The following is a 23,401-nucleotide window of genomic DNA, read 5'->3' on the forward strand; positions in this document are numbered from 1 at the left end:
CGGCTACCCCAGGAAGACCTGCTCGTCGGCGACGGTCCGCCACCCGCAGCGCCGCTTGGTGCGGCCGTTGCTGAGCTTCACCTTCTTGCACGCCTTGCGCTGGCCGCGCACCTCACCGGCGTGCTCGGGGGCGTCGTTGAGCTCGACGAGGTAGAAGAAGCGCATCCGCTCGCCGTCGACCGTGAGCACCCTGCTGGTCGCCGACGTCAGGGTCAGCCACGGCTGACCGTGCGGCTGGACCTTCAGGCGCTGCACCCGCGGGGCGGTGGCGAAGACGTCGATGTTCATCGCGACCTCGTCGCCGTGGGCGGTGTAGACGCCGCCGAGGTCGAGGACCCGTCGGCCGGCCACGAGCCTCGACCGGTCCTTCTCGAAGCAGTTCACGCTGTCGAAGGGCTCCGTCATCGAGACGTGCGCCGTGACGGCCCGCGCGCAGAGCGCAGGCTTGCCCTCGTCGGTCGTGCCGGGGCCGTACTGCATGTCGTAGGTGTAGGTGCCGATCGCACCCGAGGTGACCGTGGTGAGCGTGGCCGGCGTGTCGGCGCCCGTGTCGGCTGCCGTGTCGGCGCTGGCCGGTCCGGTCAGGCCCGCGGCGAGCAGCGCCAGTCCGGCGACGCCGGCCAGCCCCCTGGTGCGGGCGGTACGGATCTGCATGGTCGACTCCCCTGATCGTCCGGTGGTCCGGTCCGGCAGCGTAGCGATCCCGACGGACCCCCCCGGCCGCCTCCGACGGGGCGCGGACACCTCGCCCCGCCAGACCCTCAACCGCCAGACCGTCACCCCGCCGAGCGCTCACCCCGCCAGGGAGCCACCGAAGATCTGCCAGGCCAGCGCCGACTTCGCGACGAGGCTGAGCACCAGGTAGGCCTTCTCGCCGAACGCGTAGCTGCACCACGGACCCACCTCGCGGTACTGGAGCCACTGGTTGAGCGCGAAGCTGTTGAAGAAGACGAAGAGGGAGACGAAGATCCCGATGACGAAGCCCGGCACCTCGTCGGCGGCCACGACGTTCCAGGCGATGGCCACCCAGGGGGCGGCCCCGGCGACGCAGCCGAACCAGAAGGGCTTCCTCGTCAGCCGCTCGCGGCCGGGCGGGTTGGCGGACTCCTGGAGCCAGCCGAACAGGATCATCGAGACGTTGGCACCGATGATCCCGATCAGCGCACTGATCCCGTCGATCCCCGTGTAGAGGGCGATGAGCACCACCATGAGGGTGGCGCTGAACGAGTACTCCACCCACCGGAAGCGGTTGATCCCGGCGCGCAGGTCGGCCTCGTAGGTGCGCCGGGCCAGCGTCGCGGTGAGCAGGTGGTCGAGCGCGGCGAGGGCGAGGAAGGTCGCCACCGCCGCCCCGACCGGCAGGTCGAACAACGCCTCGGGCGACCCGGTCGGCGTGCCCGGGGGACCCGCCGGCAGCGACTGGGTCACCGGTACGGCGAAGTCGGTCGCCAGCCACAGCACGGCCGCCGCCTGCGCGAGGTGGAGGACGGTGAGCGCCAGGTTCCAGCGGCGCAGGGAGCGCAGGCTCCCCTCGTCCACCCCGGTCGCCGTCGTCGCCGTCGTCGCAGAGGTCGTCCCCGAGGCCGTCATCCCGCCATCATGCCGCGGTGTCGGGCCCCGCCGTCAGGGCTCGTCCACGTCGGCGCCGGTCACGGCGTCGTAGACGTAGACAGGCTCGCCGGCCCGCCGGTCCCGGGCGTGGAGCACGTGGAAGGTCGGCGCCTCGGGACCCTCGAGGTCGACCACGGTGGCCGCGGCGCCCAGCACGCCGCGGACCAGGTGGGGCGGGGCGGTGGTGTCGATCCGGGTCACCACGCCGGGGGTGACCCAGACGGGGACCCCGGCCAGCGTGCCCGTGACCTGGAAGTGCAGGTGCCCGGCCAGCACGGCGCGCACGTCGCGGCCGCGGACGACGTCGGCCAGCGCCTCGACCTGCTGCAGGACGACCCGCTCCGCCAGCGGGACCGCGGGGATCCGCAGCGGCGGGTGGTGCAGCACCAGCAGGGTGCCGGCGGGGGCGGGGGTGGCCAGCAGCGCCTCCAGCCGCTCGAGCTGTCGCTCGCCCAGCAGCCCCGCCACCTCTCCGGGGACGAGGCTGTCGAGCGTGACCACCCGGAGCCCGCCGACGTGGCTCACCCCGGCGCAGCTGTCGGCCCCCGGGTCGAGCGGCTCGCCCCGGTCGCCCCCGTCGGCACCCAGGTGGCCGCTGCCCAGGGCCTCGCGGAACGCCGTACGGTCGTCGTGGTTCAGTCGAGGTCGGGCACGTGACGCACGTCGTGCAGCAGCCCCTCGAGGGCGGCCACCGCGTCGACGCCGTCCTCGTCGGGGCCGGCGGCGGAGACGTGGGTGTCGGAGAGGTGGAGGACCCGGGTCACGACGGTCGCCCGGCCTGGACGCGGCAGTAGAGGGAACCGCCCGCCCGCCGGGCCGCGCGGGCGAGGTCGGCCAGCAGCCGCAGCTGGACCCGCAGGGTCTCGGGCGTCACCGCGCCGCCGAACTCCTCCGTCGCCGCCCACGGGACCGCCACCTCGGCCAGCCGTGCGTCGTCGGCGGCCGCGAGAGCGTCGACCAGCGCATCGGTCACGGTGAGCACGAGCCGCTCGCCGCCGTCGCCGACGGCGAGGCGTGCACCCCAGCGCGGGTCGGCGGCCACCTGCTCGAAGGAACGACCGGTGAGCAGCTCGTCGAGGCTGCCGCCCTGGGCCACCGGGTCGATCCGGGTGTCGGCCAGGGTGCGGTACGACGTCGCTCCCGGCGTGAGCGCCGCCGCGGCGGAGGCGTCGTCGGGGGCGAGGAACCAGTCGTGGCGCACAGGCATGCGGGCACCCTAGTGGCGCCCGCCGACCGTCCCGTCGATCCACCACCACCACAGCGGCACCGAGACCAGGCCCAGCAGTGCGGAGCCCGGGACCCACGCGTCCGTCCACGGGTGGGGCGGGTCGAGCGGCACCATGAAGGGCACGACTCCCAGCAGGATCCCCACCACCAGGGCGAACAGCCAGGTGCCGAGCCCCAGCACCGGCGCCAGCAGGAGTGCGGCCCCGCGGCGACGGGCACGGGCGTCGGGAGCCGCCACCGCGGACGGGGTCGGTGCCGTCCCCCGGAGCACCGCGGCGACCACGGCCACCGGGACCGCCGCCGAGAGCAGCAGCGGCGAGCCGGCGGGGAGCAGGAAGAAGGCCACGAGCCCGAGCGCCAGCGCCACCGGGAGCGACAGGACGACGAGGAGGTGGCGGGACGAGGTCATGCGCCCCATCGTGGCGGGAGGGGCCCGGCCGGCGCATGCGATCGCGTACTCAGGCCGCCGCCTCCTCAGGACCCGTCGAGCACCAGCACCCGCACCTCGAGGCCCTCGCTGCCGGCGGCGTCGCGCAACCAGGCGGGCCGGGTGCGGTGCACCTCGCGCCAGCCGGCGGCGGCGTACATCTCGACGGCCGCCTCGTGCACGGGCAGCACCTCCAAGCAGGGACGCAGGTCGTGGGCGCGGAGGTCGGCGACGACGACGTCGAGCAGCCGGCGGCCCACCCCCAGCCCGCGGGCCTGCTCGGCGACGAAGAGCGACCGGACCCATGCCAGCCGGTCCGGCCCGCAGCCGTGGGCCGCCGCCGCGGCGGCGTTCACCTCGTCGGCGTCCGGCGACCCCTGCGCCGGGCCGGTGCGGCAGACGTGGCCGACGGGGCGACCGCCCAGCTCGGCGGTCCACGCCGCGTCGGCGTCGTGCCCGTGCAGGAAGCGCTCGGTCGGGACCGGCAGCGGGTTCCTGAACGGGTAGCGGCTGCGGGGCTGCTGGGCGAGCAGGGCCTCGCCGAGCGCGGGGAGGTCGCCCGCGCGGCGGGGGCGGACCGCGACCCGGCCCGCGCCGGGGGGTGATCCGCTCGGCTGTGCGCTGCTCACCGGCCCCATCCTGCCGGGCGTAGTGTCGGAGGTGCCCGGCAGGATCGCCGTGAACCCACGAGGAGGACCCTGTGCCCCGACCCCTCGCCCCCCGCACGAGCCGCGCCCGGCGCCGCCCCCTCGCGGCGCTCGCCGCACCGCTGCTGGTCCTGCTGCTCGCGCTGGTCGCGGCCGGCTGCAGCGGCGACGACGACGACGTCGTCGCCGAGCCCTCCGAGGGTGCCAGCGAGACCGACCACAACGAGGCCGACGTCGCGTTCGCCCAGGAGATGATCCCGCACCACGCGCAGGCGCTGGTGATGGTCGACATGGCGCAGGGGCGCACCACCGACCCCGAGTTCGAGCAGCTGCTGGAGGCGATCCGGGCCGCGCAGGGCCCCGAGATCGAGGAGATGGCCGACTGGCTGGTCGAGTGGGGCGAGGAGGTGCCCGAGACGATGCGCGACCACGCCCGCGGGGGCGGCCACGGCGGCGACGACGAGTCGATGGGCGAGCGGATGGAGGGGCTCGACCACGGGATGCCGGGGATGATGGGTCCCGAGGAGCTCGAGGAGCTGGACGCCTCCGCCGACGACCGCTTCCAGGACATGTGGCTGACCATGATGATCGACCATCACGAGGGCGCGATCGAGATGGCCCAGGACCTGCAGCAGGACGGGCAGTACGGGCCCGCCATCGCCCTCGCCGAGTCCATCGAGGAGAGCCAGACCGCCGAGATCGCCCAGATGGAGGAGATGCTCGCCTCCTGACGGCAGACTGCGGCCATGAGCTGCTTCGTCGCCCACACCAGCCTGGACTGCCGGGACGCCCACGCCCTGTCGGAGTGGTGGAAGCCGGTCCTCGGCTACGTCGACCTCGCCGACGACCCCAACCGGCCGGGGGACGAGGAGTGCATGATCCTGGACCCGGAGACCGGGCACCGGCTGCTCTTCCTCGAGGTGCCGGAGGAGAAGACGGTGAAGAACCGGCTTCACCTCGACCTGCGACCGCGCGAGCGCACCCAGGCCGAGGAGGTCGAGCACCTGCGCGGCCTCGGGGCGACCGTGGTGGCCGACCGGCGCGGCATCTACGGGCCCGACAGCGGCTGGGTCGTCCTGGCCGACCCCGAGGGCAACGAGTTCTGCGTGCTCAGCTCCGAGGCGGAGCTGGCCGAGCGGGCCGAGCGGGCCGCGGAGGCGGCTCGGTGACCACCCTCGCCCTGCCCTCGCCCGACCGGTACGACGCGTGGCTGGCCTGCGTGCGCGACTTCGGCGACGGCCCCACCGACGGCTCCGGGGCGTGGATGCTGCCCGAGCTGCGCCCGGACCGGGCCTCGTTCGACGCGCTGCTGGCGGCGACCGCGGCCGAGGCGGACACCGCCGTCCCCCCGCCGCAGGGCAAGGTGCACTCCGACTACTGGTGGGTGACCGAGGGGTCGGCCGTGGTCGGCTTCCTCGCCGTCCGGCACGCCCTCAACGACTTCCTGCTCCGGCAGGGGGGTCACATCGGCTACAGCATCGCGCCGTCGTACCGGCGCCGCGGGCACGCGACCCGGGCGCTGGCGCTGGGCGTCGCGCGCGCCCGCGAGCTCGGGATCGCCCGCGTCCTGGTGACCTGCTCCGAGGACAACGTCGCCTCCGCGCGGACGATCGAGCGCAACGGCGGGGTCTTCGAGGACGTGCGCGAGGGGAAGCGGCGCTACTGGATCGAAGCCTGACGACACCCGGCCCGACACCTCGGGGAGCGGCCGGGCGGAGCGGTCAGGGCGGAGCGGCCGGGGAAATGAGAGAGACGCTGCAGGCGTCTCGGGTCACCTGCAGCGTCTCTGAGGAACATCTTGGCCCACCGGGCGGGGGCTCGTCCCGGCTATCCCCGAAATCTGTCGAGAAATGTCCACGGTGGTCCAGACCGGTCGGTCGGTGCGGCCCCTCAGGTGCCCTCCGCCCGCGCGATCCGGCCCTGTCGGACGGTGCGGGCGACGGCGACCACGACCGCCAGCACGCCCCACCACGCGAGGACCCCCAGCGCCCCCAGGAGCAGCCCGATCCCCGCGCCCGCGACGGGGCCGCCGTAGTAGTCGAACTCCTGACGCTCCACGGGTTCGTCAGGGAGCTGCGCGATCCACTCCGGGAGCCGCAGGGCCGCCTCCCCGAGGTACTCGGGCTCGGACGCCACGGGCTCCTCGAACGGGTCGGCCCCCGGCGGCGCGTCGACCACGTCGTACCCCGGCGTGGCGACGGCGACGCTCGTGTCGGGTCCCTGCCACAGCACGAGCACCGACGGCTCGTCGAGCAGGTGCAGCATCTGCTCGGCCGCCAGGACGTAGTGGTCGTACCCGGCGTTCCGGCTCTCCGCCCAGACGACGACGTGGACCGGCAGGTCGCGCTCGGCGATCGCGGCCGCGACCGCCGCCTCGCCCTCCTCGTCGAGCATCGCGCGCCCGTCCTCGGTGACGTGGACGTGGTCGTCCCGGAGCCCCTCGACGGCGGCACGGACCCGGTCACCGGCCCCGCCGTAGGCCTCGTCGTCCTCACCACGCAGCGGCAGGACGGCGACGACTGCCGCCGCCACGCCCAGCGCGACGGAGACGCCGAGGCGGCGTACCGGCGACCTCACCGCCCACCCCCGGCCAGCTCGTCGGCCACCGGCCGCCACAGCTCGGCGACGAAGGCGCCGTACCCCGTCCGCGTCCAGACGGTGTCGTGCTCGTACCAGGGCCGCGGCCCGCCCAGCCGGCGTCGGGCGACGCGCAGCGGCCGCAGCCCGGCCTCGGGCGCCGCGCGGCAGGCGTCGCAGACCGGGACCTCGAGCCGGCGGTCGGCGACGGGGACGCTGCGCCGGTGCCTGCCCTCACCATGGCGCGGGTCGAAGAAGCACGGGAGGTAGGGGCGGGGTCGACGGCGGCGCGGAGCCTCGGCCGCGTCCAGCGCGCGGTCGGCCATCCGGACGAGCACGAGCGCCCCGACCAGGTCGTCGAGGTCGTGGTCGGCGTCGCCGTGGCGCGCGAGCAGCAGGCGGGCGGTGTCGTAGGAGCCGTCGACGAGGGTCCGGGTGGTCGCGTCGCCGGCGGCGCCGCGGGCGAGCCGCTGGGCCAGGGCGTCCAGCGCGCCCTCCACCTCGGCGCGGACCTCCGCGGGCGCGGCCGGGTCGCCTTCACCCGACCCACGTAGGTCGGCCGCGCCGGCTGAGGTCCCGGCGGGGGTCCCGGCCCGCGGCACGGCGGGGAGCGCGCGCCACTGTGCGACCGCCCGCAGCGACAGCCAGACGAATCCGGCGACCAGGACGAACGCCAGCGTGGCGTGGTGGGCGTAGGCGCCGGGCATGACCGGCTCGTGGTCGAGGTCCCACTCCGGCGGCTGCCGCCACAGCCCGACCTCGGCCCAGGCCTCGTACTCCGCGGTCGTCATGTCGCCCTCCCGGGCGACGAGCGTCAGGTTGCGGGCCGCCTCGCCGGCGCTCGTCAGGTACTCCGGGTACTCGCCCGGCTCCCACCGGTCGTAGGTGAACTGCGCCGGGGCGTGGGCGCTCGGCACGTCGCCGAACCCGACGGTCCTCCCCGCGACGGCGAGGGGGTCGAGCTGGACGTGGAAGATCGCGTCGCCCCCCAGCCGGTCGTGGAGCAGCGTCGCGAGCTCCTCCTCGGGCGCGTCGCCCGACAGGCCAGGCGGCTCGGGGACCAGCACGACGTACGCCGGGAAGTCGAGGTCGTCGACCAGGTCGCCGAGGGCCTCGCGGACCTCCCCGGTCCGCCCGTTGCCGTAGAGCTCGTGGACCTGGACCGGGTCCTCGCGGAGCGCCTCGGCGAGGGCGTCGACCGCCTCGCCCGCGTCGGTCCGCCCGCCGCTCACGCGCGGCCCTGCAGCCGGCCCACGAGGTCGGGGTCGAGGGCGCCGTAGCCGGTGGAGGCCCAGGGCTCCCGGTCGGTCTGGAAGTAGTGGCGCGGGGTGCCTCGGACGACGACGTCGAGGACGTCGGGACGCCGGCCGGCCCCGAGGTCGCGGCGGCAGGCCAGGCAGACGGGAGCCCGCAGCGTGCGGCCGTCGTGCTCGAGGGTGCGGTCGCCGCTCGCCCGACCGTGCAGCGGGTTGAGGAAGCACGGGGTGCTGGGGACGAAGGGGCGGCCCGCCCGCGCGGCGGCCAGGGCCTCGCGGCCCCGTCCGGCCAGGACGACCGCACCGACCGCGTCCAGCGGGTCGACGTCGCCGGGTCCGGCGCTGGCCGGCAGCAGCCGGCCCGCCAGCTCGTAGTGGTCCAGCGCCGCCGCCCACGCGCGGTCGGCCGACCCGGTCATCTCGGCGGCGTCGAGCTCCTCGCCGAGGGCGAGCACGTCGCGCCGGGCGCGGCGCACGAGCTCGGCGTCCCCCGCGGCCTGCACCCGCTCCAGCACCGACTCGGGGAGGACGAAGGTGGTCGTCGTCCGCCGGCGGGCGCGGCCGCGCGCGACCAGGCCGACGACGGCGGCCAGGACGGCGAGGCCCACGCCGAGGCCGACGAGCTCGCCCGTCCCCCAGCCGTCGCCGGCCGGCGCCGCCGGGCCGGGGGTGGACTCCTGCCCCGTCGCCGTCCCCTGCTCTTCCTCCTGCTCTTCCTGCTGCTGGGCCTCGCGCTCCGCGCGCCACTGCTCGTGCGCGACGTCCCCGGCCTCCTCGGCCTCGGCGGTCAGCGCATCGAAGCTGCCGTCGGCGAGCGCCTCGGCGATCCGCAGCAGCCCGTCGCCCGGCGCGTACGGCGCCCCCGCGCCGTCGGCCTGCACGCGTCCCTCGCGCAGGACCGTCTCCACGGCCCGGGTCAGGTCCGTGGAGCCGTCGACCTCGCCCCACTGCCGCAGCGCGACGTCGACGGCCCGCCCGTCGGCGAGCGTCGGGGCGCCCGCCACCTCCTCGCCCGAGCCGCTCCAGACCTCGTTGACGCCCACGTAGAGGCCGTCGGGCCCGCCCGCGTCGTGCACCCGGACGAGCAGGTCCTCCCCCGCGGAGAGGCCACGTCCGTCGTCGGACGGCTCGAGGAGGACGAGGTGGACCGGCACGTCGGCCTCGCGGAGGGTGCGGACGATCGCGTCCAGCTGGGCCGGGGGGATCCAGTCGTCTGCCCGCGGGTCGACGTGCACGCCGTCGCGGCGGAGGTCGGCGACGACCAGGGCCAGGTCGGTGTCAGTGTCGGCGTCGACCACGCGCGCTCCTCCCGGGATCGTTGTCGAGGACCAACCTCGAGGACGCGCCCCGAGGACGCGCACAGTCTCGCAGGCGGGCGAAGACCCTCGGCGAACGCCGGCTCACCGGGGCCCACCCGGGCGCACCCCACGCACCGGGGCCCGACAGCAGACGTGAAAGACGCTGCAGGGGTCTCGGGTCCCCTGCAGCGTCTGGGGACGATCCTGCCTCCTCCCCCGGCCCCGTGTCCCGAGATCGCCGGAACTCCTGCCGATCACCGTCACCGGCGCGGGTCAGCCGGCGTACGCCGGATCGGTCGGGGCCACCCACTGCACGAGCTGGTAGACCACGCCGTTGGGGTCGGCCATCTGGAAGTACCGCTCCCCCCACGGCTCGGTCTCGAGCGGGGTGACCACCTCCACCCCCTCCTCGCGCAGGCGGTCGTGCTCGGCGTCGACGTCCTCCACCGTGAAGACGACGAGGAGGCCGTCCGCCCGGCCCGCGGCGGAGGCCGGCTTGAACGTCGGCAGGCCCGTCGCGAGGTAGACGAGGTGGAAGCCCGCCTCGGGGTGGGCGAGCGAGCAGAAGCCCTCGGCCGCCATGGCCTCGGTGAACCCGAGGTGCTTCTTCGCCCAGGCGGCGGACGCCTCCACGTCGGGGACGTTCAGCGAGATCGCGCTTTCGGTGATGCGCACGGGGCCTCCTGGGTAGTCTGTCATCTCACACTGTACGCCGTACACCGTACAACGTATCGAGAAAGCGTGCAAGAATCCCCGCGTGACCGACTCGAGCACCGGCGCCGGCGAGCCCAGCCGCACCCTCGCCCTGCTGTGGGGCGACCCGACCCTCACCGCCCCGCGGAAGGGACCGCGGCGTTCCGCGACCCCGGACCAGGTCGTCGAGGCGGCGCTGTCGCTGGCCGACGAGCGGGGCCTGGCCGCCGTCACCGTGCGCGCGGTGGCGGAGCGGGTGGGCGTCTCCGCGATGTCGGTCTACACCTACGTGCCGGGCAAGCCGGAGCTCCTCGACCTCATGGTCGACCGCCTCCACCTCGCGATGCCGCGGCCGCCGTGGCGCAGCCGCTCGTGGCGACGCCGGCTGACCGACGTGGCCGAGGCGAACCGCGCGCTGCTCACCACGCACGCCTGGCTCACCGAGGTCGCCGCCCTCAGCCGTCCGCCGCTCGGGCCGGGGGTGATGGCGAAGTACGAGCACGAGCTCGCGGCCTTCGACGGCACCGGGCTCGGCGACGTCGAGACCGACGCCGCGCTCACCTTCCTGCTGGGCTTCGTGCAGTCGCACTGCCGCTCCGCCCACGACGCGGCCCGGGCCACCACCGACTCCGCGATGAGCGACGCCGACTGGTGGGCCGCCAACCAGCCGGTCCTCGCCCGCGCCCTCGACCCCGCCGCCTACCCCCGCGCCGTGCGCATCGGAGCCGCCGCCGGGGAAGCCCACGGAGCGGCCTGGTCGGCCGACGCCGCCTGGGAGTTCGGCCTCGCGCGGACGCTCGACGGGCTGGCCGCCCTGATCGACGCCGCCGCCTGAGCGACGCCCTGGCCCCGCCCGGCTGCGCGCGGGTGGGTCAGAGGGTCAACTTCAGGCCCTGCTCGGTCAGCAGGGCCCACTCGTCCTCGCTCCACTCGTCCTCCGGCGCGGCGTACTGGAGGCCGAGGAGGTATCCGTCGATCCAGCGCGCCACGTAGAAGGAGCGGAAGCGGGTGCCGCTGGGCGTCCCGTAGGCCAGGTCCTGGGCCACGAACTCCATCGTCCCCTGCGTCGAGTCGAGGACGACGGTGTCGTACGTCGGGTCGGTGACGTCGCTGGCGCCCGCACTGTCGGCCACCTGCGCGTGGTAGTTGTCCAGCCAGTCCCGCGCCGCCTGCTCGGCGTCCGAGCCGCTCGGGTCGGCCAGCTGGTAGGCGGTGACGACGGTCTCGCTGCCCTCCTTGCCGATCTGGAAGACGCCCGACTGCAGCTCCTGCGGGACCGACCACCCGTCGACCAGCGGCAGGCCCCACGCCGGGGGGTCCTGCGCCGACAGCTCCTCGGAGAGCGGGAGCTCCGCGTCGGCGCCCCCTCCGGAGGACGCCTCCCCCTCCTGGTCCTCCGTGGCCTCGGGGACGTCCGTGGCCTCCGGGGCGTCCGGCGCCCCGTCGCTCCCCGAGGTGGGGAACGTCGCCTTGTCGTCCCCGCCGTCGTCGGAGGAGTCGCCCGCGCACCCGGCCAGAGTGAGGACGGCGGCCGCGGAGAGCGCGGCGAGCGTGCGGCTGGCGCGGGGCAGGGACTTCACGGCGGCTCCAAGGGGTGCGGGGACCGGCCGGCCTCGTCGCCGGCGCTGTCGTCGGGTGGTGGCGTACCCCTCCGGCCTGTCCGGGGCGCACGCTCGCCGGCCAGTCCAGCACAGCCCGCGGCCAGCCGACGGCCGCGGCCAGCCGGCGGAAGGGTGTCGACACCCTCCACCGCGGGGGTGTACGGTGGGACGCGTGCGCCCGCGTCGCCGGGACCCGTGCCGCCGGTCCCGCGTTGCCAGTCCCGTGTTGCCAGTCCCGTGCTGCCGGTGCGTGCCGGATCAGTTGTTGGGCGACATGTACCTGACAGTGGTCACGTCAACTGATGTCAGTGCTGACACGTTTATGTCGTTCCTCCACAGGCATCGGCCGGTGCTGCCATGACTGAGGTACCGGCGAACCTGGGGATTCAGGGCGCGGCCGACTGCTACGCCGGTGTTGCGCATTCGGGAGGTCAGTGAACAGCAGCCCTGTTTCAAGTTCGGCGTCGGGGGCCCGCCGACCGGTTCGGTCTCACACACCTTGCCGGTGCGATTAGCGCAGGCGTCGCATGATTGCCCAGCCGGTCTCGACGCTCGCGGCTACGGCGAGGCCGAACACTAGGAGCGCGATGAACCCGCGAACGTTGGTGCTGAGTGGGTACTCCAGGTTGGGCGCGGAGAACCCGAACGCGCTAGCGCTGTGATGCCACCAAGTCCGACCGCTAGCAGCACTGCATGCCCGGCGCAGCAACAACCATCGCGAGGGCTCCGAGAGCGGCGGGCCGGGCCGGGTCAGGCACAGCAGGAGGTGGGTAGTTCGTTACGGAACAGTCCGGCGGCGATCCGCAGGCTCTCGGCCATGGTCAGGTACGGAGCCCAGGTCTCGGCGAGGTCGTCGACGGTCATCTGCGCCTTGATCGCGTAGGTAGCGGCGAGCATGATCTCTCCTGCTCCGTCGGCGACTGCGTGGACGCCCAGGACCTTGCCGGTGCTAGCGTCGGCGACGAGTTTCAACGCGCCACGGGTGTCGCGGTTCACCAGCGCCCTGGGGACGTCTTCCAAGGCCAGGATGCGGCAGGCGCATTCGTGGCCTTGCTTGAGTGCTTCTTCCTCGGTGAGTCCGGCGGAGGCCAACTGTGGCCGGGTGAACATCACCGATGGCAGACCGGTGTAGTCAACGGTCTGGGGGGCGTTGTGTCCGAGCGCGTTGGCTGCGGCGACTCGTCCGGAGTCGGCGGCGACGTACACGTACTGCGGGGTGCCCGCTACGTCGCCTGCCGCGTACACACGCGGGTTTGACGTGGCCTGGTGTTCATCGATCACGACGAAGCCCCGCTCGTCGGTGTCGACTCCGGCTGCCGCCAGGTCCAAGGCGGACGTGTCGGAGTGTCTGCCGGTCGCCACCAGCAGCCGCTCGGCGCTGACTTCCTCCCCGGACGCGGTCATCACCCTGACGCCGCCGTCCTCGGCGGCCTCGACACCGGTTGCGTGTTCGGCGAGCACGGTCATGCCGTCATCGGCGAACACCCCGGCCATCACCTGCCGCAACTCCGGCTCCGCATGCGGGGCCAATCGTCCGACCACGGTTACGCGAGCACCGAGGTGGGCGAACAGTTGCGCCTGCTCCATCCCGACGTAGCCGCCGCCAATGACCGCGAGCGACTCGGGCACCTCGGATAGTTCCATCGCCGTGGTCGACGTCAGGTAGTCCACATCCTCGATCCCGGCGATGCCACGGACCGTGGGCTGCGAGCCGGTCGCAATCACGTAGGCACGTGCCCTCAGCGGCTTCCCGTCGACCTCCAACGTGTCCTTGTCGGTGAACCGAGCCTCACCGGAGATCACCGGGAACCCCCACGCGTCGGCGACCTCGGCGTACTTGTGCTGCTTGAGCCGGTCGATCAACTCAGCCTTCTGCGCCACAATCGCTCCGAGGTCAACCGCAGCGGCGGAGGTGGGGACGCCGTCGAACGGGTTCGCCAGTGCACCGTGCCGGGTCCCGGCAGCAGCCAGCAGGGTCTTCGACGGAACGCAGCCGACGTTCACACATGTCCCGCCCAGAGCGCCGCGTTCGACGAGCACCACCTTGGCGTCTGCCTTGCGGGCTGCGATCCCTGCCGCCATCGCGGCTCCTCCCGACCCGATGACGGCCAAGTCAACGTCGTACTCCGCGCTCATCTGCATCTCCTTCGGTTGGTGTTCGCCTGTTCGTTCATCCACCATGGACGTTCCAGCGCACTAGAAGGTCAAGTCGTCAGAGCGGAGATCGGCATGCGCATCGGAGAACTGGCATCCCTCGCCGGGACCACGACGAAGACGCTGCGCTTCTACGAGGACAGCGGCCTGCTGCCGCCCGCTGAACGCACCGCCAGCGGATACAGGGATTACGGCGACGACGCCATCGCCCGGCTCGACTTCATCCGGCGTGGCCGCGCGGCCGGGCTCACACTGGCGGAGATTCGCAAGGTGCTCGACATCCGGGACGCCGGGACCGCTCCCTGTCGTCACGTCGCCGAACTCCTCGACGACCGCCTCACCACCCTCGACCAGCAGATCGCCGACCTGCACGCGCTCCGCGCAAACGTCGCCCAACTACGCGCCGACGCCACGCATGCCAATCCGGCCGAGTGTCAACCCGAAGATGTATGCCGCTACCTGTGAACCGGTTGACCGGCATGTTCACGGGTAGCCCGAACCTCCGCGACACGCCGCGTAGCCGGTGCCGTTGGTCCCATCGTCGGTCATGACTGGCGTGCTTTGACGGCGGCGTGGGCGACGGCGAGCGGAATGCGTTCTTGTTCGATGCGGCGGTGTCCGGTGTGGGCAGCGTCGAGGACCCGTTCGTAGACGGCTCGCTCGTCCGGGGTGAGGCACGGCAGCGCCTTCGGCACACCGGGTCGGAGGGGCTGGTTGTTCTTGTCGGTGTTGGTGCCGAACGGTTCGTAGGTCTCGTAGGTGTCGGGGTCCATGAGGATGCTGGTGACGGGTACTCCGTCGGCGCGCCACCCGTTGAGGATTTCGTAGCCGTGGGCGTCGATGTCGCCCCAATAGTAGAGGTGCGGTGCGCTGGTGAGCCAGGGGAACGCGGCGGCGGTCTTGCCTCCGAACCCGTCGCCTTCGACGGCGATGCCGCCGGGGATGGGCGGGAAATGGATGGCAGTGTCCTTGTTCTCGGAGATCACCACGACCTGCGGTGGGTAGGCGGGGCCGAATGCGTCGTCGACGGTGGCGGAGTCGTGGACCCGTCCGCCTGCGGCCCGGTGGTCGGGGTCGAGGTAGGTGAAGTGGATGCGTGGCGGGTGTTCGGGGAGGAGTCCGAGGGTGTCTCGTCCGGTGAGGGTGAGGAGGAGTGAGCGGTGGCTCTTGAGCCATTTGGCGTGGACGCCGGGGATGGGGACCTGTCGTGGGGTGAGGCCCGTGGCGTCGTTGCGGCTAAACCAGTCGGCGACGGTGAGAAGTAGCCCGAAGTCGGTCTCGGTGTACCGGTCGACGGCTCGGAGCACTTTGCTGGGGTTGACCAGGTCAGGGTGACGTTGGCGGAGTGTTGTGAGGCGGTGGGTGGCACGTTCCAGTCGGGTGGGCCAGTCTTCTCCGGCGAGGCGGGCAGCGGCGTCGATGGTGGTGATGGTTAGGCCGACGGGGAGGTCCTGGGTGGTGGAGTAGACGCGTTTTGGTTCGGTGTGGAGTGTGGTGGCGGGGTGTTTCCGCGCCCAGTCAGCCCAGGTGCGGCGCAGCGGCTGGTAGGTGTCTTGCCATTCTGCTTCGAGGACGCTTTTGGAGTCCGTGCCGAGGGGGAACCGGTGTGGCCACGCGGGTTGGCCTGCGAGGTGGTCGGCCCAGGTGTTGTCCAACCGCCGCCTGATGTCGGCGAGGACCGCCTCTGGGGTCTTCATCCGGTGACCTCGGAGCCCGCAGCCCTGGTGGCGGCGGGCTTGCTGGTGGGTTGGACCGGCTTAACGTAGGAGATGCCCTTGTCGCTTTTGGACATGTAGAGAATCTGCTCGGCGTGGGGTTCGAGGGCGGTGAACTGTCCGTACGGGGCACCGATGATGAGTTGGAACCCGAGCCCCTTCCACGCGTCGACGGCTCGTCCGGCGAACTCGCTGTCGGCCTTCACGAATCCTTCGTCGAGGAAGACGGGAGCGAACCGGGGCCGGGTGCTGGTGTCGTCGCCCAACTGGAACCGCAGCGCTGCTCCAACGATGAACGCGACGAGTTCCTGGGTTTCGCCGCCGGACTTGCCGCCGAGGGCGGCGTAGGTGGACCGGTCGACCTTGGTGATGGGGTCGTAGGCGACGGCGGTGATTTCGATGTGGCGGTTTACGTCGAGGAAGTAGTCGCGGTCGCGAGTGGACTTCCCGGTGGTGTCCTTGCGGATGGCGGACATGAACTTGCGGAGTCGTTTGAACCAGTTCTGAATCTGCTCGTCGGTGAAGTCGTCGGCGTTGACGCGGGACAGGATGCGCAGTTCCTTCTTGAACTTCACGATGTCGTCGCGGTGCAGTTCGCGCAGGTCGATGCGGAGCCGGTCGCGGTGGGCACCGAAGGGAAGCCGTTCGAGGATGGTGTTGACCGGGTCGAGCCGTTGGCGGATTTCTTCGATGGCCATGCTGAATGCGCCAGCGAGCGGCACGAGGTCTTGCCCGGACCAGTCGGTGAGGCGTTTGGACCATTCGGCGCGGCGGTCGGCGAGACCTCGGGCGATGATGTCGTCATAGATGCGGCCGAACGTGTCGTAGTTCTCCACCGACTCGGACAGGTTGGGTTCTTCCCACCGGTCCAGGTAGCGACGGAAGGTGGCTTCGAGGGCGCGGGTCTTGTCGTTGACCTTGTCGTTTGCGCCCTTGAGTTGGTCGCCGAGGCGGGTCTTGAGCCTGGCCCAGCCGCCGTGGCGGAACTCGTGAAGGTCGCCTTCGTTGGCGACTTGGCGGTATTCGGTGTCGAGGTAGTCGACTTGATGGTCGGTGAGAACGACTTGCTGGTCGCGGTCGATGCGTTCGATTTCGCGGCCGACCTGGTCCTTGCGGGCCATGACCTCGCTGGTGGTGTCCGCAATGGCGGTGAGTTTCTCCTCCGCCATCCGCAGGTCGCCGGTGACCTCCTTGAGGGCGGAGATGATGCGCCCCTGCTCTTCCTTGAGGGCGCGCAGGTCATCGTCGTCGTCCAGGATGCGGTCGCGCTGCTGGGTTAGGTCGTTGATGCGTGCGCTGATGCCGTCTTCGTCGATGAGCGCCCAGTCGGTGGCGACGATGTGCTCGTGGGCGGACTTGTCGGCGAGCAGCGCGTTCGACTGCTGGGTGAGCGCTCGTTCTTGCTTGCCGAGGTCGCCGATGATGGCGTCGAGGTCGCGGATGCGGTCGTCGATTTCGCGGAGTCGGTCGGCGTTGGAGAACCCGATGACGTAGGGGGCGTTGTTGGAACCGTGTGCACCTGAGCGGCCCCGCCGGGTTTGCCCGTTCACGGTGACGCGCTGCCCGTGCCCGGAGAGTTCGTCGGGGGTGTTCACGCACAGGGCGTCGGTGTTGTCGTCGGTGAGCCGGTCGAGGACCCAGTTGGTGAACGGGGTGTCCTTGTAGTCCAGTTTCCCGGAGATGTAGCGGGCGTCGAGGTTCTCGGCCTGGAAGTCGGACAGGTCGACGCCTTGGAAGTTGACTCGTGCCGGGATGTCGGCCTGGTCGATGGCGCGGGAGAACCGGTCGAGGTGGTTGGCGTCGACGAGCATGACTCGGGCGATGCCGAACAGGGTTGTTTCGATGGCCTTGCGCCACCGCTGCTCACCGTCGCGTACGTCGATGAGTTCACCGACGAACGGGAGGTTTTCGGGGCGCATCCCGGCGGCCTGCGCCATCGCCAGCCTCGCGACGTGGAGGCGGTGGTCCATGCGGCCTTTGCGGTCCTTGAGGGACTCTCGCTCGGTCACGAGGTCGTCCTTCTCGGTCATGGGTGCGGCGACCTGCCGATTCAGCAGCGCCTTCTGCCGGTCCAGGTCGTCGAGGGTGGTTTGGAAGCCGTCGAGGAACGCCTTCGAGGTCGCTTGGGCGGTGGTGAAGTCGGCTTCGGTGTCGATGGTCAGGTTGAGCCGGGCGGTGGCACGGTCGAAGGTGTCGCGGCGGATGCGTGCAGCGTTCTGGTCGAGGCCGAGCCGGTCGATGTCGGCGTCGAGCCGGGCGATGGTGCCGTGTGACTCGTTCTCGGTGAGGTCGGCTTCCACGTTGGCTTTGCTGATGTTGAGGTCGGCCTCCCGCTGCTGCGCGGTCCGCTTGGCCTTCTCGAAGGTTTCGCGCTCGGCACGAAGGTTGTCCTCGGCGGCTTCGAGGAGCCGGTCTTCGGTGGTGAGTTTCCACAACCCGAACGGGGTGTCGCCCTGGGAGTATCCGAGTCCGAACGTGTCGATGAGGCGGACCTTCTTCCGTGCGGCCTCCCGTTCCTCCCACAGGTCGGGGATGGGCGCTAGGACTTCGGCCTTCTTTGCCTCGGACTCCATGGCGTCGTAGGCGTCTTCGAGGTCCTTGAAGTGCTCGACGGCGGCGTCGGCTGCCGCGTAGGTGCCGGGTTGTTCGAGGACGAGTTTCTTGTACAGGTCGTCCACGGTGGGAATCTGGTGACCGGCTTGGATGCGGGCCAGCAGCCGGAGTGCCTTGGCTCCGTCGCCGTGGGGGCCGATGCCGAGGCGGGTGCAGAACGCTTGCGCGAACGCGGTGTAGGAATCGTGCATTTTGAGGTTCGCGAACCGGCCTTCGACGGCGCGCTTGTCGAACTTGCCTGCCGCCAGGGGTTCGAGGTCGGGCAGGTGGATGGTGCCCTCGATGGTGCACATCTTGCGGACCAGGTCGCTGTCCTTGGTGGCGGAGCGGGGCACGTAGTAGAGGCGGGCGACCGTGTACCGGCGGTCGTGGTCGTCGATGAAGGTGACCGCGAGTGCACCCCAGGTGGCTGAGTCGCGTCCTCGTAGCACTTGGTCTTCGAGTTCCCCGGCGGCGCTGCGGTTGGTGTCCATCTTGCCGCGCAGGTAGGAGACGAGGCTGCGTTGTTCGGAGCCACGTGCCCTGCCGATGGTGGCGTCGTTGGAGGCTCCGTTGAAGGGGGTGCCCGAATCCATCAGGAGCGCAATGTAGGCGTCGAGGAGGGTCGACTTGCCGGTGCCGGATGCGCCGGAGAGCAGGGTGACGGTGGGCGCGAACTCGACGACGGTGTGGTTGTGGAAGCCGCCCCAGGCGAGCAGTTGGAGTTTCTCGACCTTCCATTGGGTGGTGCCTTCGGTAGCCCCTGGGAGGTAGAGGAGCGCGTCTTGGGTGGTGGTCATGACAGGGCCTCATCGGTGTCGCGGTCAGTGTCAAGGTCCCCGGCATGGTCGGTGGACTCGTCGGACGGGGTGCCGTTCTGGGACATGAGCCACTCGAACAATTCATGGAGCCGGGGCAGCGGCAGGAGCACCGCGATGACCGGGGAGACCCGGAGCCGGTCGCTGTCGTTGGTCTTGCGCAGGACCTTCGCTTTGATGAGGTTGTCGACGGCATTGTTGGCCTTGGCGGCGTCACCGGACCGGTTGGTGGCGTGGGCCGGGCGGAACGAGGCCACGTGGGTGAGCATCTCGTCGCGGTCCACGGTCACGTCCTCATGGCCCGAGGCGCGCTCGCTTTGGAAGCGCATCCGCAGGAACGCCAGCAGGATGGTCTCTTCGCGGGTGTAGGCGATGTCGTGCAGGAGGGTGGGAAACTCTCGCGCGCCGCCGTCGGTGGCTGCCTGCCGCTTGAACGCCACCTCGTGCTGCAGGTCTAGGTGCAGGTCGAGGAACATGTCGTTGAGCCGTGACTTGAACGGCTCGGGGTCTTCGCGGATGACCCGCCACTCCACTGGGTTGTCGATGGCGGAGACGAACCTGTTCTTAAGCAGGCAGACGAACGCGCGGCGCTGCGGCAAGGAGAGTCCGCCGGAGTCGTCGGGGAAGAGCGCGAGAGTCGATTCCTGTGTCTCGTCGGCGTCGGTGAAGTCGTCGTCGAGGTCGGTGAAGACGTCGTCGGTGTCGTGGGTGAAGTCGTCGAGGTCGTCGCCGTTGAAGTCAGTCATGGGGTGGTTCCTTCACCTTCAAGGTCTGCGGCGGGGTCGTCGAGGTCCGCGAGACGGGCGAGAGCGTCGGCCTCGTCGGTAGTGAGCGGTACGGCGGGGACAAGGAAGTGGCGAAGTTCTCCGTTGGGCCGGATGGCTTCGAAGACCTCCGTGTCTGCAACCTGGTCGAGGGCGTTCACGCGGGAGGCCAGATGCAGCAGCCCGAGGATTTCCACGGGACGGCGCAGGTCGTCGGGCAGGGCATGGAACAGGTCGCCGATGGTCTCGGAATCGCCGCTGTTGAGGGCTCCGACGAGCGCGGCCCGGAGGTCGTCGAGCGAGGGGCCGCCCTGCATGCGGAGTTCCTCCACGGTCGGCGGCTCGGGGACGTCATCCTCGATGTCTTCGAGCGGAGGCGGTGGTGCGGCGGAGGCGGGGTCCCAGAGCCGTTCGCGGAGGTGCCCGACCTTCATGGTGGGCGGCAAGAGTTCCACGGGGACCGTGGCTCGCGGACCGGCAGACTCCATCCACTTGGCCAGTTCCCGGTTGATGCCACGCAGCACCCGGTCGAGTTCGCGTTCGTGGAGCACGTCGTTGTTGACGATGTGCTCTTTCAAGGTGGCGGTGAGGCGTCGGCGCTGCGCGAGCACGTCCTTGGTGCCTTGCCGGATGATGGCCTCCGCGCCCCGGAGTTCGGCCATGTCGGAGGCAACGAGCGCAGCGGAGGCGGGGTGGTCCATCAGGACCTGCACGTTGGTGCGCAGTTGCAGAAGCATGTCATCGTCGCGCAGCAAAACGAACGCCCCGTCGAAGGCCCGCCCTTCGGCGGTGTCCTTCACCAGGGTGTCCTGCTTGTGCAGGTACTCGTCGAGCACGTCGGTGACAGGTCGCTCTTCCTCGCGGAAGTCTCGGAGAATCTTGCGGTGCATGTCGAGCACGGACTCTTCGACCCGCTTGAAGTCCGACGGCAACTGCCCGATGAGGTCGATGAGGTTGGCGTAACCGTCGAGCATCCGGTCGTCGGAGGCCAGCATGACCTCTCCCCCGTTGGCGAGCCGGTCACGCTCGACTTCAAGTTCGCGAATCTGAGCGTTGAGCCGGTCCACACGCGCCTGCGCGTCCGGTGAGGCTTCGAGCGCCCACCGGCGCACCGTGTCCAAGATGGTGGTCAGCCGCGATTCGGACACCAGCACCCGGTCCCGGGACAGGGTTGCCACCAAGTCGAGCGCCTCCAGCGCAGAGGACGTGAGCGAGTACACCAGCGCGCCGTCGGCGTCGTTGTCGCGAAACAGCCACTGGTCGTTGACCCAGGTGTTGCACAGCGCTCGCCCGTTCTGCACCGGCGGCACGTCCAGCCCTTCGCGAAGCAGTTCGCTCAGGTAGGTGTCGACTTGGGCGTGGAGGCGGTCGGCGGGCACGCTGCGCCGGTCGCGTGAGAACGCGGCCCGGAACACGGCGACGCGGAACGCTGCCCACTTGCCGTCGAGTAGGCGCAGCGTCGGCTTCTCGAAGGCTTCGGTCACCCTGGCGATTTCGCCCACGATGTCGCTCATGCTCACCCCCGTTCACCTGCCGACGACTCGTCCACGGCAGGTTAAGCCGTCGCACCGACAGGTCGGGGTGATTCGGAGACGGAGGGTGCCCGACCGGTGCTAGGGGCCGGGGTGCAGGCTCCGCCTCGGTGGCGGACGAGCGTGGCCCGAGCCGCCTGCAACAGCGGCTCGGGCTCACGTGGTCGGCCGTGTCTGGGTCGAGGAGCCTGTCAATACTCCTCGCATCCGAACCATCCCGGCCAGCCTCAGTATGTGCGTGGACATGAGGTGGCCGCCACCGTTGCGCACGGGCTCTACGGTCGGCGGCTGGTGCTCCGACCGTGTCGTCTAGTGCCCGTATACGTCGCCGAAAGACGCTTCGGTGTGGCTGCGCTGACTCTTGACCTATTGGTTGCCGCCCGAGCGGTGGCGGGCAGGATGAGGTCAACATCGGCGCGAGCAGAATCATGCCTGCGACCGCCGACAGTGCGCTGTACTCCTCCTCCGTTGACTGGAAAATGTTGTGCAACATGTTGCGCAAGACGCTCCGGTAGCCGATACTGGACGTGTCTCACGACCACCACGACCCGAGAGGAGTCCGGCATGGATGTCACCCGCCTCAGCGGTCTCACGGATGCCAAGAGCCTCAAGCCGCGAGGCCGCTTCGTCGCGGCCGGAACGGATAAGCGGGTCTCGGCCAGCACGTTGCATCAGAAGACTCGCCCGACGCTGGACATGCTCCGCACCAGCGAAGCGGTCGCGGTCACCCATTACAACGAGGTCGAGGGTTATCTGGTGGCCCCAGACCGCTATGACGGTCTGGTTGAGAATGCGACGCGCGCTGCTGAGCGGGAGAACGAACTGCGCGCAACGCTGCCGATGCTGTTGGCTGCCGCACGCACTGGTGTTGCCATCCCGTCGGAGACGTTGGAGCGCGTGATGCCGGGTCACGGGAGTGACGACTGGCGCGCCATCGCCGAGTTTGCAGCCACCTTCCCGGTGCGCCTGTCGGCGGGCGAGCACGGCGAGCACATCACGCGTGCTCGTTTGTCGGCCCACGCTGGACCCATCGAAGAGTCTGGGAACGACGACGACCTCAATCTCGACTGATGGCGGAGGGTTCTCAGCGCGACGCCATCATCACCGATGCGTGGTACCCCCGCCCAAGCGACTATTGGGTGCCTGCCGATGAGGCCGAGCAGCCCGGGGCCTGGCCGTACAGGTTCGGCGACCTATTCAATGCCCCACCGGTCGACGAGCATGGAGTGCCCCTGACGGACAAGCAGGGTGAGCCGTGGCACGCCGTCATGGTGGCCTCTCCCAGTTGCGAAATGGTCTCGAAGGCTCGCGACAACGACAGCATCGAGGTGGTCCGAGTGCTGCGGCTCGACACCCAGGACCCCAAGGCTCAAGCCGCGATTGTGGCGGGTTGGCAGGAGAAGGGGGAGCGTGTCACGGTCGCGTTTGCGCACACCGTGTTCCTCGCCCCGGTACCGAGGCACGGCACCCACGCCGAGCCCATGTTCACTCATCTCAAGAGCACCCGCCGCGTCCCACTGGCTTCACTGCGGGAGGCCGGTCGCGTCGCGGCGTTGACCCACGAGGCTCGGGTCTGCGTCATTCGTCGCGACCTGTACTACCGATACCGGTGGCTGGTGCCGATGAGCGATGTCGCAGAGGCGGAGCGGGTCCGTATCAGCAACGACCCCTTCTTCACGCCTCCGCGACCCGACTGGGCACCGCTGGACCCCGACGCCTGACCAGCATCTGCCCCGCATACGCCTCGTCAACCCCTAGGCTCAGGCGCTGTGACCACACCGACTGCGCCCCGAGCAAACCGGAACGTGTCGGGACCACAGAAGTGGTGCTCGCCGCCCGAGGCGTTCGGACAACTGGAGATTCGCGGAGAGCGCATCACCGAACGGACTTGGCTTCCGCCGAACGGCAACGACCTGGTCGAGGTTGCGAAGTTCCGGGCTGCGGTTATGCAGCACGTCATCTGCCTGCACGTACGCAAGGCCAAGAATGAAGAGCAGTTCGGTCCGAACGGTGAGCATCGGCTCACCCAGGAGCAACTGGCGGCGCTGGACCCGCGCCCGGACACCCAGAAGCGGTGGAACGCGCGGCTGTGCGGGCGGGCCAACTTGACCACCGCCGACATGGCCACGCTCATGGTCATCCTCCCCGGAGCAATGCCGAGCGAGGACGAGGTCCGTACGTTCATTGAGGTAGCCGAGAAGCGCATCGAGCCGCCCGAGTGGTGGCGCTGGCCCGACCGCTGAGGCGAGGCAACTGCATCAGCAGCGAGGGGCCGCTACCCCTAGGGCATAGGCCGCTGTAGCCACAATCGGCAAAATGGGCCGGGGCGCAAAGTGCCATGGCAGACGCTGCCAGGGCGTTGTTTGCGGGCAGATTTCAGACGGAATCTCGACAACGATTCCTGTCATGAACAACAGCACTCCCTCCTCGCCCCTCACCTCGATGTTCGCGTCGAGCGCGCGGTCGACCAGGCCACCGGGACCCACTTG

The 23,401-nt window shown here is 70.8% G+C and carries 25 protein-coding genes; 8 read left to right on the top strand and 17 right to left on the bottom strand.

From position 1 onward, the window contains the following. Nucleotides 1–3: 3 nt before the first annotated feature. From DNK53_RS03040 to DNK53_RS03060, 7 genes are all read right to left on the bottom strand, one after another. Nucleotides 4–654, bottom strand: a complete 651-nt coding sequence (locus tag DNK53_RS03040; RefSeq protein ID WP_110180795.1) for a hypothetical protein — start codon at nt 652–654, stop codon at nt 4–6. A 138-nt stretch (nt 655–792) separates the two neighbouring features. Beyond that, nucleotides 793–1,590 carry a heliorhodopsin HeR gene (gene heR / locus DNK53_RS03045; protein WP_110180796.1) on the bottom strand — a complete coding sequence of 266 codons (798 nt, stop codon included), beginning with the start codon at nt 1,588–1,590 and terminating at the stop codon, nt 793–795. 33 nt (nt 1,591–1,623) lie between these two features. Beyond that, nucleotides 1,624–2,136, bottom strand: a complete 513-nt coding sequence (locus tag DNK53_RS03050) for a metallophosphoesterase family protein (RefSeq protein WP_239456331.1) — start codon at nt 2,134–2,136, stop codon at nt 1,624–1,626. Between the two features lie 110 nt (nt 2,137–2,246). Beyond that, nucleotides 2,247–2,375: a hypothetical protein gene (locus DNK53_RS18295; protein ID WP_275425727.1), complete on the bottom strand. Its 129-nt coding sequence runs from the start codon at nt 2,373–2,375 to the stop codon at nt 2,247–2,249. After that, nucleotides 2,372–2,818 (bottom strand): hypothetical protein, encoded by a 447-nt coding sequence (locus DNK53_RS03055; RefSeq protein ID WP_162599738.1) that lies wholly within the window; start codon nt 2,816–2,818, stop codon nt 2,372–2,374. The genes DNK53_RS18295 and DNK53_RS03055 overlap by 4 nt, the downstream gene beginning before the upstream one ends. Before the next feature lie 9 nt (nt 2,819–2,827). Then, on the bottom strand, nt 2,828–3,247 hold the full coding sequence (locus DNK53_RS17335; protein WP_162599739.1) for a hypothetical protein: 420 nt from the start codon (nt 3,245–3,247) through the stop codon (nt 2,828–2,830). Between the two features lie 65 nt (nt 3,248–3,312). Continuing rightward, nucleotides 3,313–3,894, bottom strand: coding sequence for a GNAT family N-acetyltransferase (locus tag DNK53_RS03060; RefSeq protein ID WP_110180798.1), 582 nt, complete (start codon nt 3,892–3,894; stop codon nt 3,313–3,315). A gap of 71 nt (nt 3,895–3,965) precedes the next feature. Between DNK53_RS03060 and DNK53_RS03065 the strand changes: the two genes are divergently transcribed. From DNK53_RS03065 to DNK53_RS03075, 3 genes are read left to right on the top strand one after another with little or no spacing between them, the layout of a single operon-like run. Next, nucleotides 3,966–4,643, top strand: a complete 678-nt coding sequence (locus tag DNK53_RS03065; RefSeq protein WP_110180799.1) for a DUF305 domain-containing protein — start codon at nt 3,966–3,968, stop codon at nt 4,641–4,643. 15 nt (nt 4,644–4,658) lie between these two features. Continuing rightward, nucleotides 4,659–5,081, top strand: coding sequence for a VOC family protein (locus DNK53_RS03070; RefSeq protein ID WP_110180800.1), 423 nt, complete (start codon nt 4,659–4,661; stop codon nt 5,079–5,081). Beyond that, nucleotides 5,078–5,590: a GNAT family N-acetyltransferase gene (locus DNK53_RS03075; RefSeq protein ID WP_239456332.1), complete on the top strand. Its 513-nt coding sequence runs from the start codon at nt 5,078–5,080 to the stop codon at nt 5,588–5,590. Before DNK53_RS03070 ends, DNK53_RS03075 begins: the two co-directional genes overlap by 4 nt. Before the next feature lie 212 nt (nt 5,591–5,802). Here DNK53_RS03075 and DNK53_RS03080 read toward each other — a convergent pair whose 3' ends face one another. From DNK53_RS03080 to DNK53_RS03095, 4 genes are all read right to left on the bottom strand, one after another. Then, the gene (locus tag DNK53_RS03080; protein ID WP_110180801.1) at nt 5,803–6,489 is read right to left on the bottom strand and encodes a hypothetical protein; all 687 of its coding nucleotides are present in this window, start codon (nt 6,487–6,489) and stop codon (nt 5,803–5,805) included. Further along, nucleotides 6,486–7,721, bottom strand: coding sequence for a hypothetical protein (locus DNK53_RS03085; RefSeq protein ID WP_110180802.1), 1,236 nt, complete (start codon nt 7,719–7,721; stop codon nt 6,486–6,488). Before DNK53_RS03085 ends, DNK53_RS03080 begins: the two co-directional genes overlap by 4 nt. Further along, the gene (locus DNK53_RS03090; RefSeq protein ID WP_110180803.1) at nt 7,718–9,043 is read right to left on the bottom strand and encodes a hypothetical protein; all 1,326 of its coding nucleotides are present in this window, start codon (nt 9,041–9,043) and stop codon (nt 7,718–7,720) included. Before DNK53_RS03090 ends, DNK53_RS03085 begins: the two co-directional genes overlap by 4 nt. 273 nt (nt 9,044–9,316) lie before the next feature. Next, the gene (locus DNK53_RS03095; protein ID WP_110180804.1) at nt 9,317–9,718 is read right to left on the bottom strand and encodes a VOC family protein; all 402 of its coding nucleotides are present in this window, start codon (nt 9,716–9,718) and stop codon (nt 9,317–9,319) included. Nucleotides 9,719–9,800: 82 nt separating this feature from the next. Between DNK53_RS03095 and DNK53_RS03100 the strand changes: the two genes are divergently transcribed. After that, nucleotides 9,801–10,571 (top strand): TetR/AcrR family transcriptional regulator, encoded by a 771-nt coding sequence (locus DNK53_RS03100; RefSeq protein ID WP_110180805.1) that lies wholly within the window; start codon nt 9,801–9,803, stop codon nt 10,569–10,571. A 37-nt stretch (nt 10,572–10,608) separates the two neighbouring features. On the opposite strand, the gene DNK53_RS03105 is transcribed toward DNK53_RS03100, so the two are convergent. Further along, nucleotides 10,609–11,316: a hypothetical protein gene (locus tag DNK53_RS03105; protein ID WP_110180806.1), complete on the bottom strand. Its 708-nt coding sequence runs from the start codon at nt 11,314–11,316 to the stop codon at nt 10,609–10,611. A 771-nt stretch (nt 11,317–12,087) separates the two neighbouring features. After that, on the bottom strand, nt 12,088–13,473 hold the full coding sequence (merA, locus tag DNK53_RS03115) for a mercury(II) reductase (protein ID WP_110181380.1): 1,386 nt from the start codon (nt 13,471–13,473) through the stop codon (nt 12,088–12,090). A gap of 93 nt (nt 13,474–13,566) precedes the next feature. On the opposite strand from merA, the gene DNK53_RS03120 reads away from it, so the two are divergent. Continuing rightward, nucleotides 13,567–13,956, top strand: a complete 390-nt coding sequence (locus tag DNK53_RS03120; RefSeq protein WP_068119651.1) for a heavy metal-responsive transcriptional regulator — start codon at nt 13,567–13,569, stop codon at nt 13,954–13,956. Between the two features lie 80 nt (nt 13,957–14,036). Here the strand turns inward: DNK53_RS03120 and DNK53_RS03125 are convergent, their stop codons facing one another. From DNK53_RS03125 to DNK53_RS03140, 4 genes are read right to left on the bottom strand one after another with little or no spacing between them, the layout of a single operon-like run. Continuing rightward, nucleotides 14,037–15,188 carry a Wadjet anti-phage system protein JetD domain-containing protein gene (locus DNK53_RS03125; protein WP_110180807.1) on the bottom strand — a complete coding sequence of 384 codons (1,152 nt, stop codon included), beginning with the start codon at nt 15,186–15,188 and terminating at the stop codon, nt 14,037–14,039. Beyond that, nucleotides 15,185–18,598 (bottom strand): ATP-binding protein, encoded by a 3,414-nt coding sequence (locus DNK53_RS03130; RefSeq protein ID WP_110180808.1) that lies wholly within the window; start codon nt 18,596–18,598, stop codon nt 15,185–15,187. The genes DNK53_RS03125 and DNK53_RS03130 overlap by 4 nt, the downstream gene beginning before the upstream one ends. After that, complete coding sequence (locus tag DNK53_RS03135) at nt 18,595–19,362, bottom strand: DUF4194 domain-containing protein (RefSeq protein ID WP_110180809.1); 768 nt, start codon at nt 19,360–19,362, stop codon at nt 18,595–18,597. The genes DNK53_RS03130 and DNK53_RS03135 overlap by 4 nt, the downstream gene beginning before the upstream one ends. Further along, nucleotides 19,359–20,894 (bottom strand): DUF3375 family protein, encoded by a 1,536-nt coding sequence (locus tag DNK53_RS03140; protein ID WP_162599740.1) that lies wholly within the window; start codon nt 20,892–20,894, stop codon nt 19,359–19,361. Before DNK53_RS03140 ends, DNK53_RS03135 begins: the two co-directional genes overlap by 4 nt. 582 nt (nt 20,895–21,476) lie before the next feature. On the opposite strand from DNK53_RS03140, the gene DNK53_RS03145 reads away from it, so the two are divergent. Genes DNK53_RS03145 through DNK53_RS17340 form a run of 3 tightly spaced genes read left to right on the top strand, consistent with a single transcriptional unit; the run spans nt 21,477 to nt 23,155 of the window. After that, on the top strand, nt 21,477–21,983 hold the full coding sequence (locus tag DNK53_RS03145; RefSeq protein WP_068124792.1) for a hypothetical protein: 507 nt from the start codon (nt 21,477–21,479) through the stop codon (nt 21,981–21,983). Continuing rightward, on the top strand, nt 21,983–22,633 hold the full coding sequence (locus DNK53_RS03150; RefSeq protein WP_110180811.1) for a hypothetical protein: 651 nt from the start codon (nt 21,983–21,985) through the stop codon (nt 22,631–22,633). Before DNK53_RS03145 ends, DNK53_RS03150 begins: the two co-directional genes overlap by 1 nt. A 48-nt stretch (nt 22,634–22,681) precedes the next feature. Then, nucleotides 22,682–23,155 carry a hypothetical protein gene (locus tag DNK53_RS17340; RefSeq protein WP_162599741.1) on the top strand — a complete coding sequence of 158 codons (474 nt, stop codon included), beginning with the start codon at nt 22,682–22,684 and terminating at the stop codon, nt 23,153–23,155. Nucleotides 23,156–23,401: the final 246 nt, after the last annotated feature.

This window comes from Nocardioides solisilvae (assembly GCF_003194625.1).
In the GTDB taxonomy this organism is placed as follows: Bacteria; Actinomycetota; Actinomycetes; order Propionibacteriales; family Nocardioidaceae; genus Nocardioides; species Nocardioides solisilvae.

Coding starts and splice junctions, on each gene's coding strand:
- DNK53_RS03150 (WP_110180811.1), top strand. CDS start 21,983: ATGGCGGAGGGTTCTCAGCGCGACGCCATCATCACCGATGCGTGGTAC.
- merA (WP_110181380.1), bottom strand. CDS start 13,473: ATGAGCGCGGAGTACGACGTTGACTTGGCCGTCATCGGGTCGGGAGGA.
- DNK53_RS03055 (WP_162599738.1), bottom strand. CDS start 2,818: ATGCCTGTGCGCCACGACTGGTTCCTCGCCCCCGACGACGCCTCCGCC.
- heR (WP_110180796.1), bottom strand. CDS start 1,590: ATGACGGCCTCGGGGACGACCTCTGCGACGACGGCGACGACGGCGACC.
- DNK53_RS03145 (WP_068124792.1), top strand. CDS start 21,477: ATGGATGTCACCCGCCTCAGCGGTCTCACGGATGCCAAGAGCCTCAAG.
- DNK53_RS03140 (WP_162599740.1), bottom strand. CDS start 20,894: ATGAGCGACATCGTGGGCGAAATCGCCAGGGTGACCGAAGCCTTCGAG.
- DNK53_RS03130 (WP_110180808.1), bottom strand. CDS start 18,598: ATGACCACCACCCAAGACGCGCTCCTCTACCTCCCAGGGGCTACCGAA.
- DNK53_RS03125 (WP_110180807.1), bottom strand. CDS start 15,188: ATGAAGACCCCAGAGGCGGTCCTCGCCGACATCAGGCGGCGGTTGGAC.
- DNK53_RS03040 (WP_110180795.1), bottom strand. CDS start 654: ATGCAGATCCGTACCGCCCGCACCAGGGGGCTGGCCGGCGTCGCCGGA.
- DNK53_RS03070 (WP_110180800.1), top strand. CDS start 4,659: ATGAGCTGCTTCGTCGCCCACACCAGCCTGGACTGCCGGGACGCCCAC.
- DNK53_RS17335 (WP_162599739.1), bottom strand. CDS start 3,247: ATGACCTCGTCCCGCCACCTCCTCGTCGTCCTGTCGCTCCCGGTGGCG.
- DNK53_RS03120 (WP_068119651.1), top strand. CDS start 13,567: ATGCGCATCGGAGAACTGGCATCCCTCGCCGGGACCACGACGAAGACG.
- DNK53_RS03135 (WP_110180809.1), bottom strand. CDS start 19,362: ATGACTGACTTCAACGGCGACGACCTCGACGACTTCACCCACGACACC.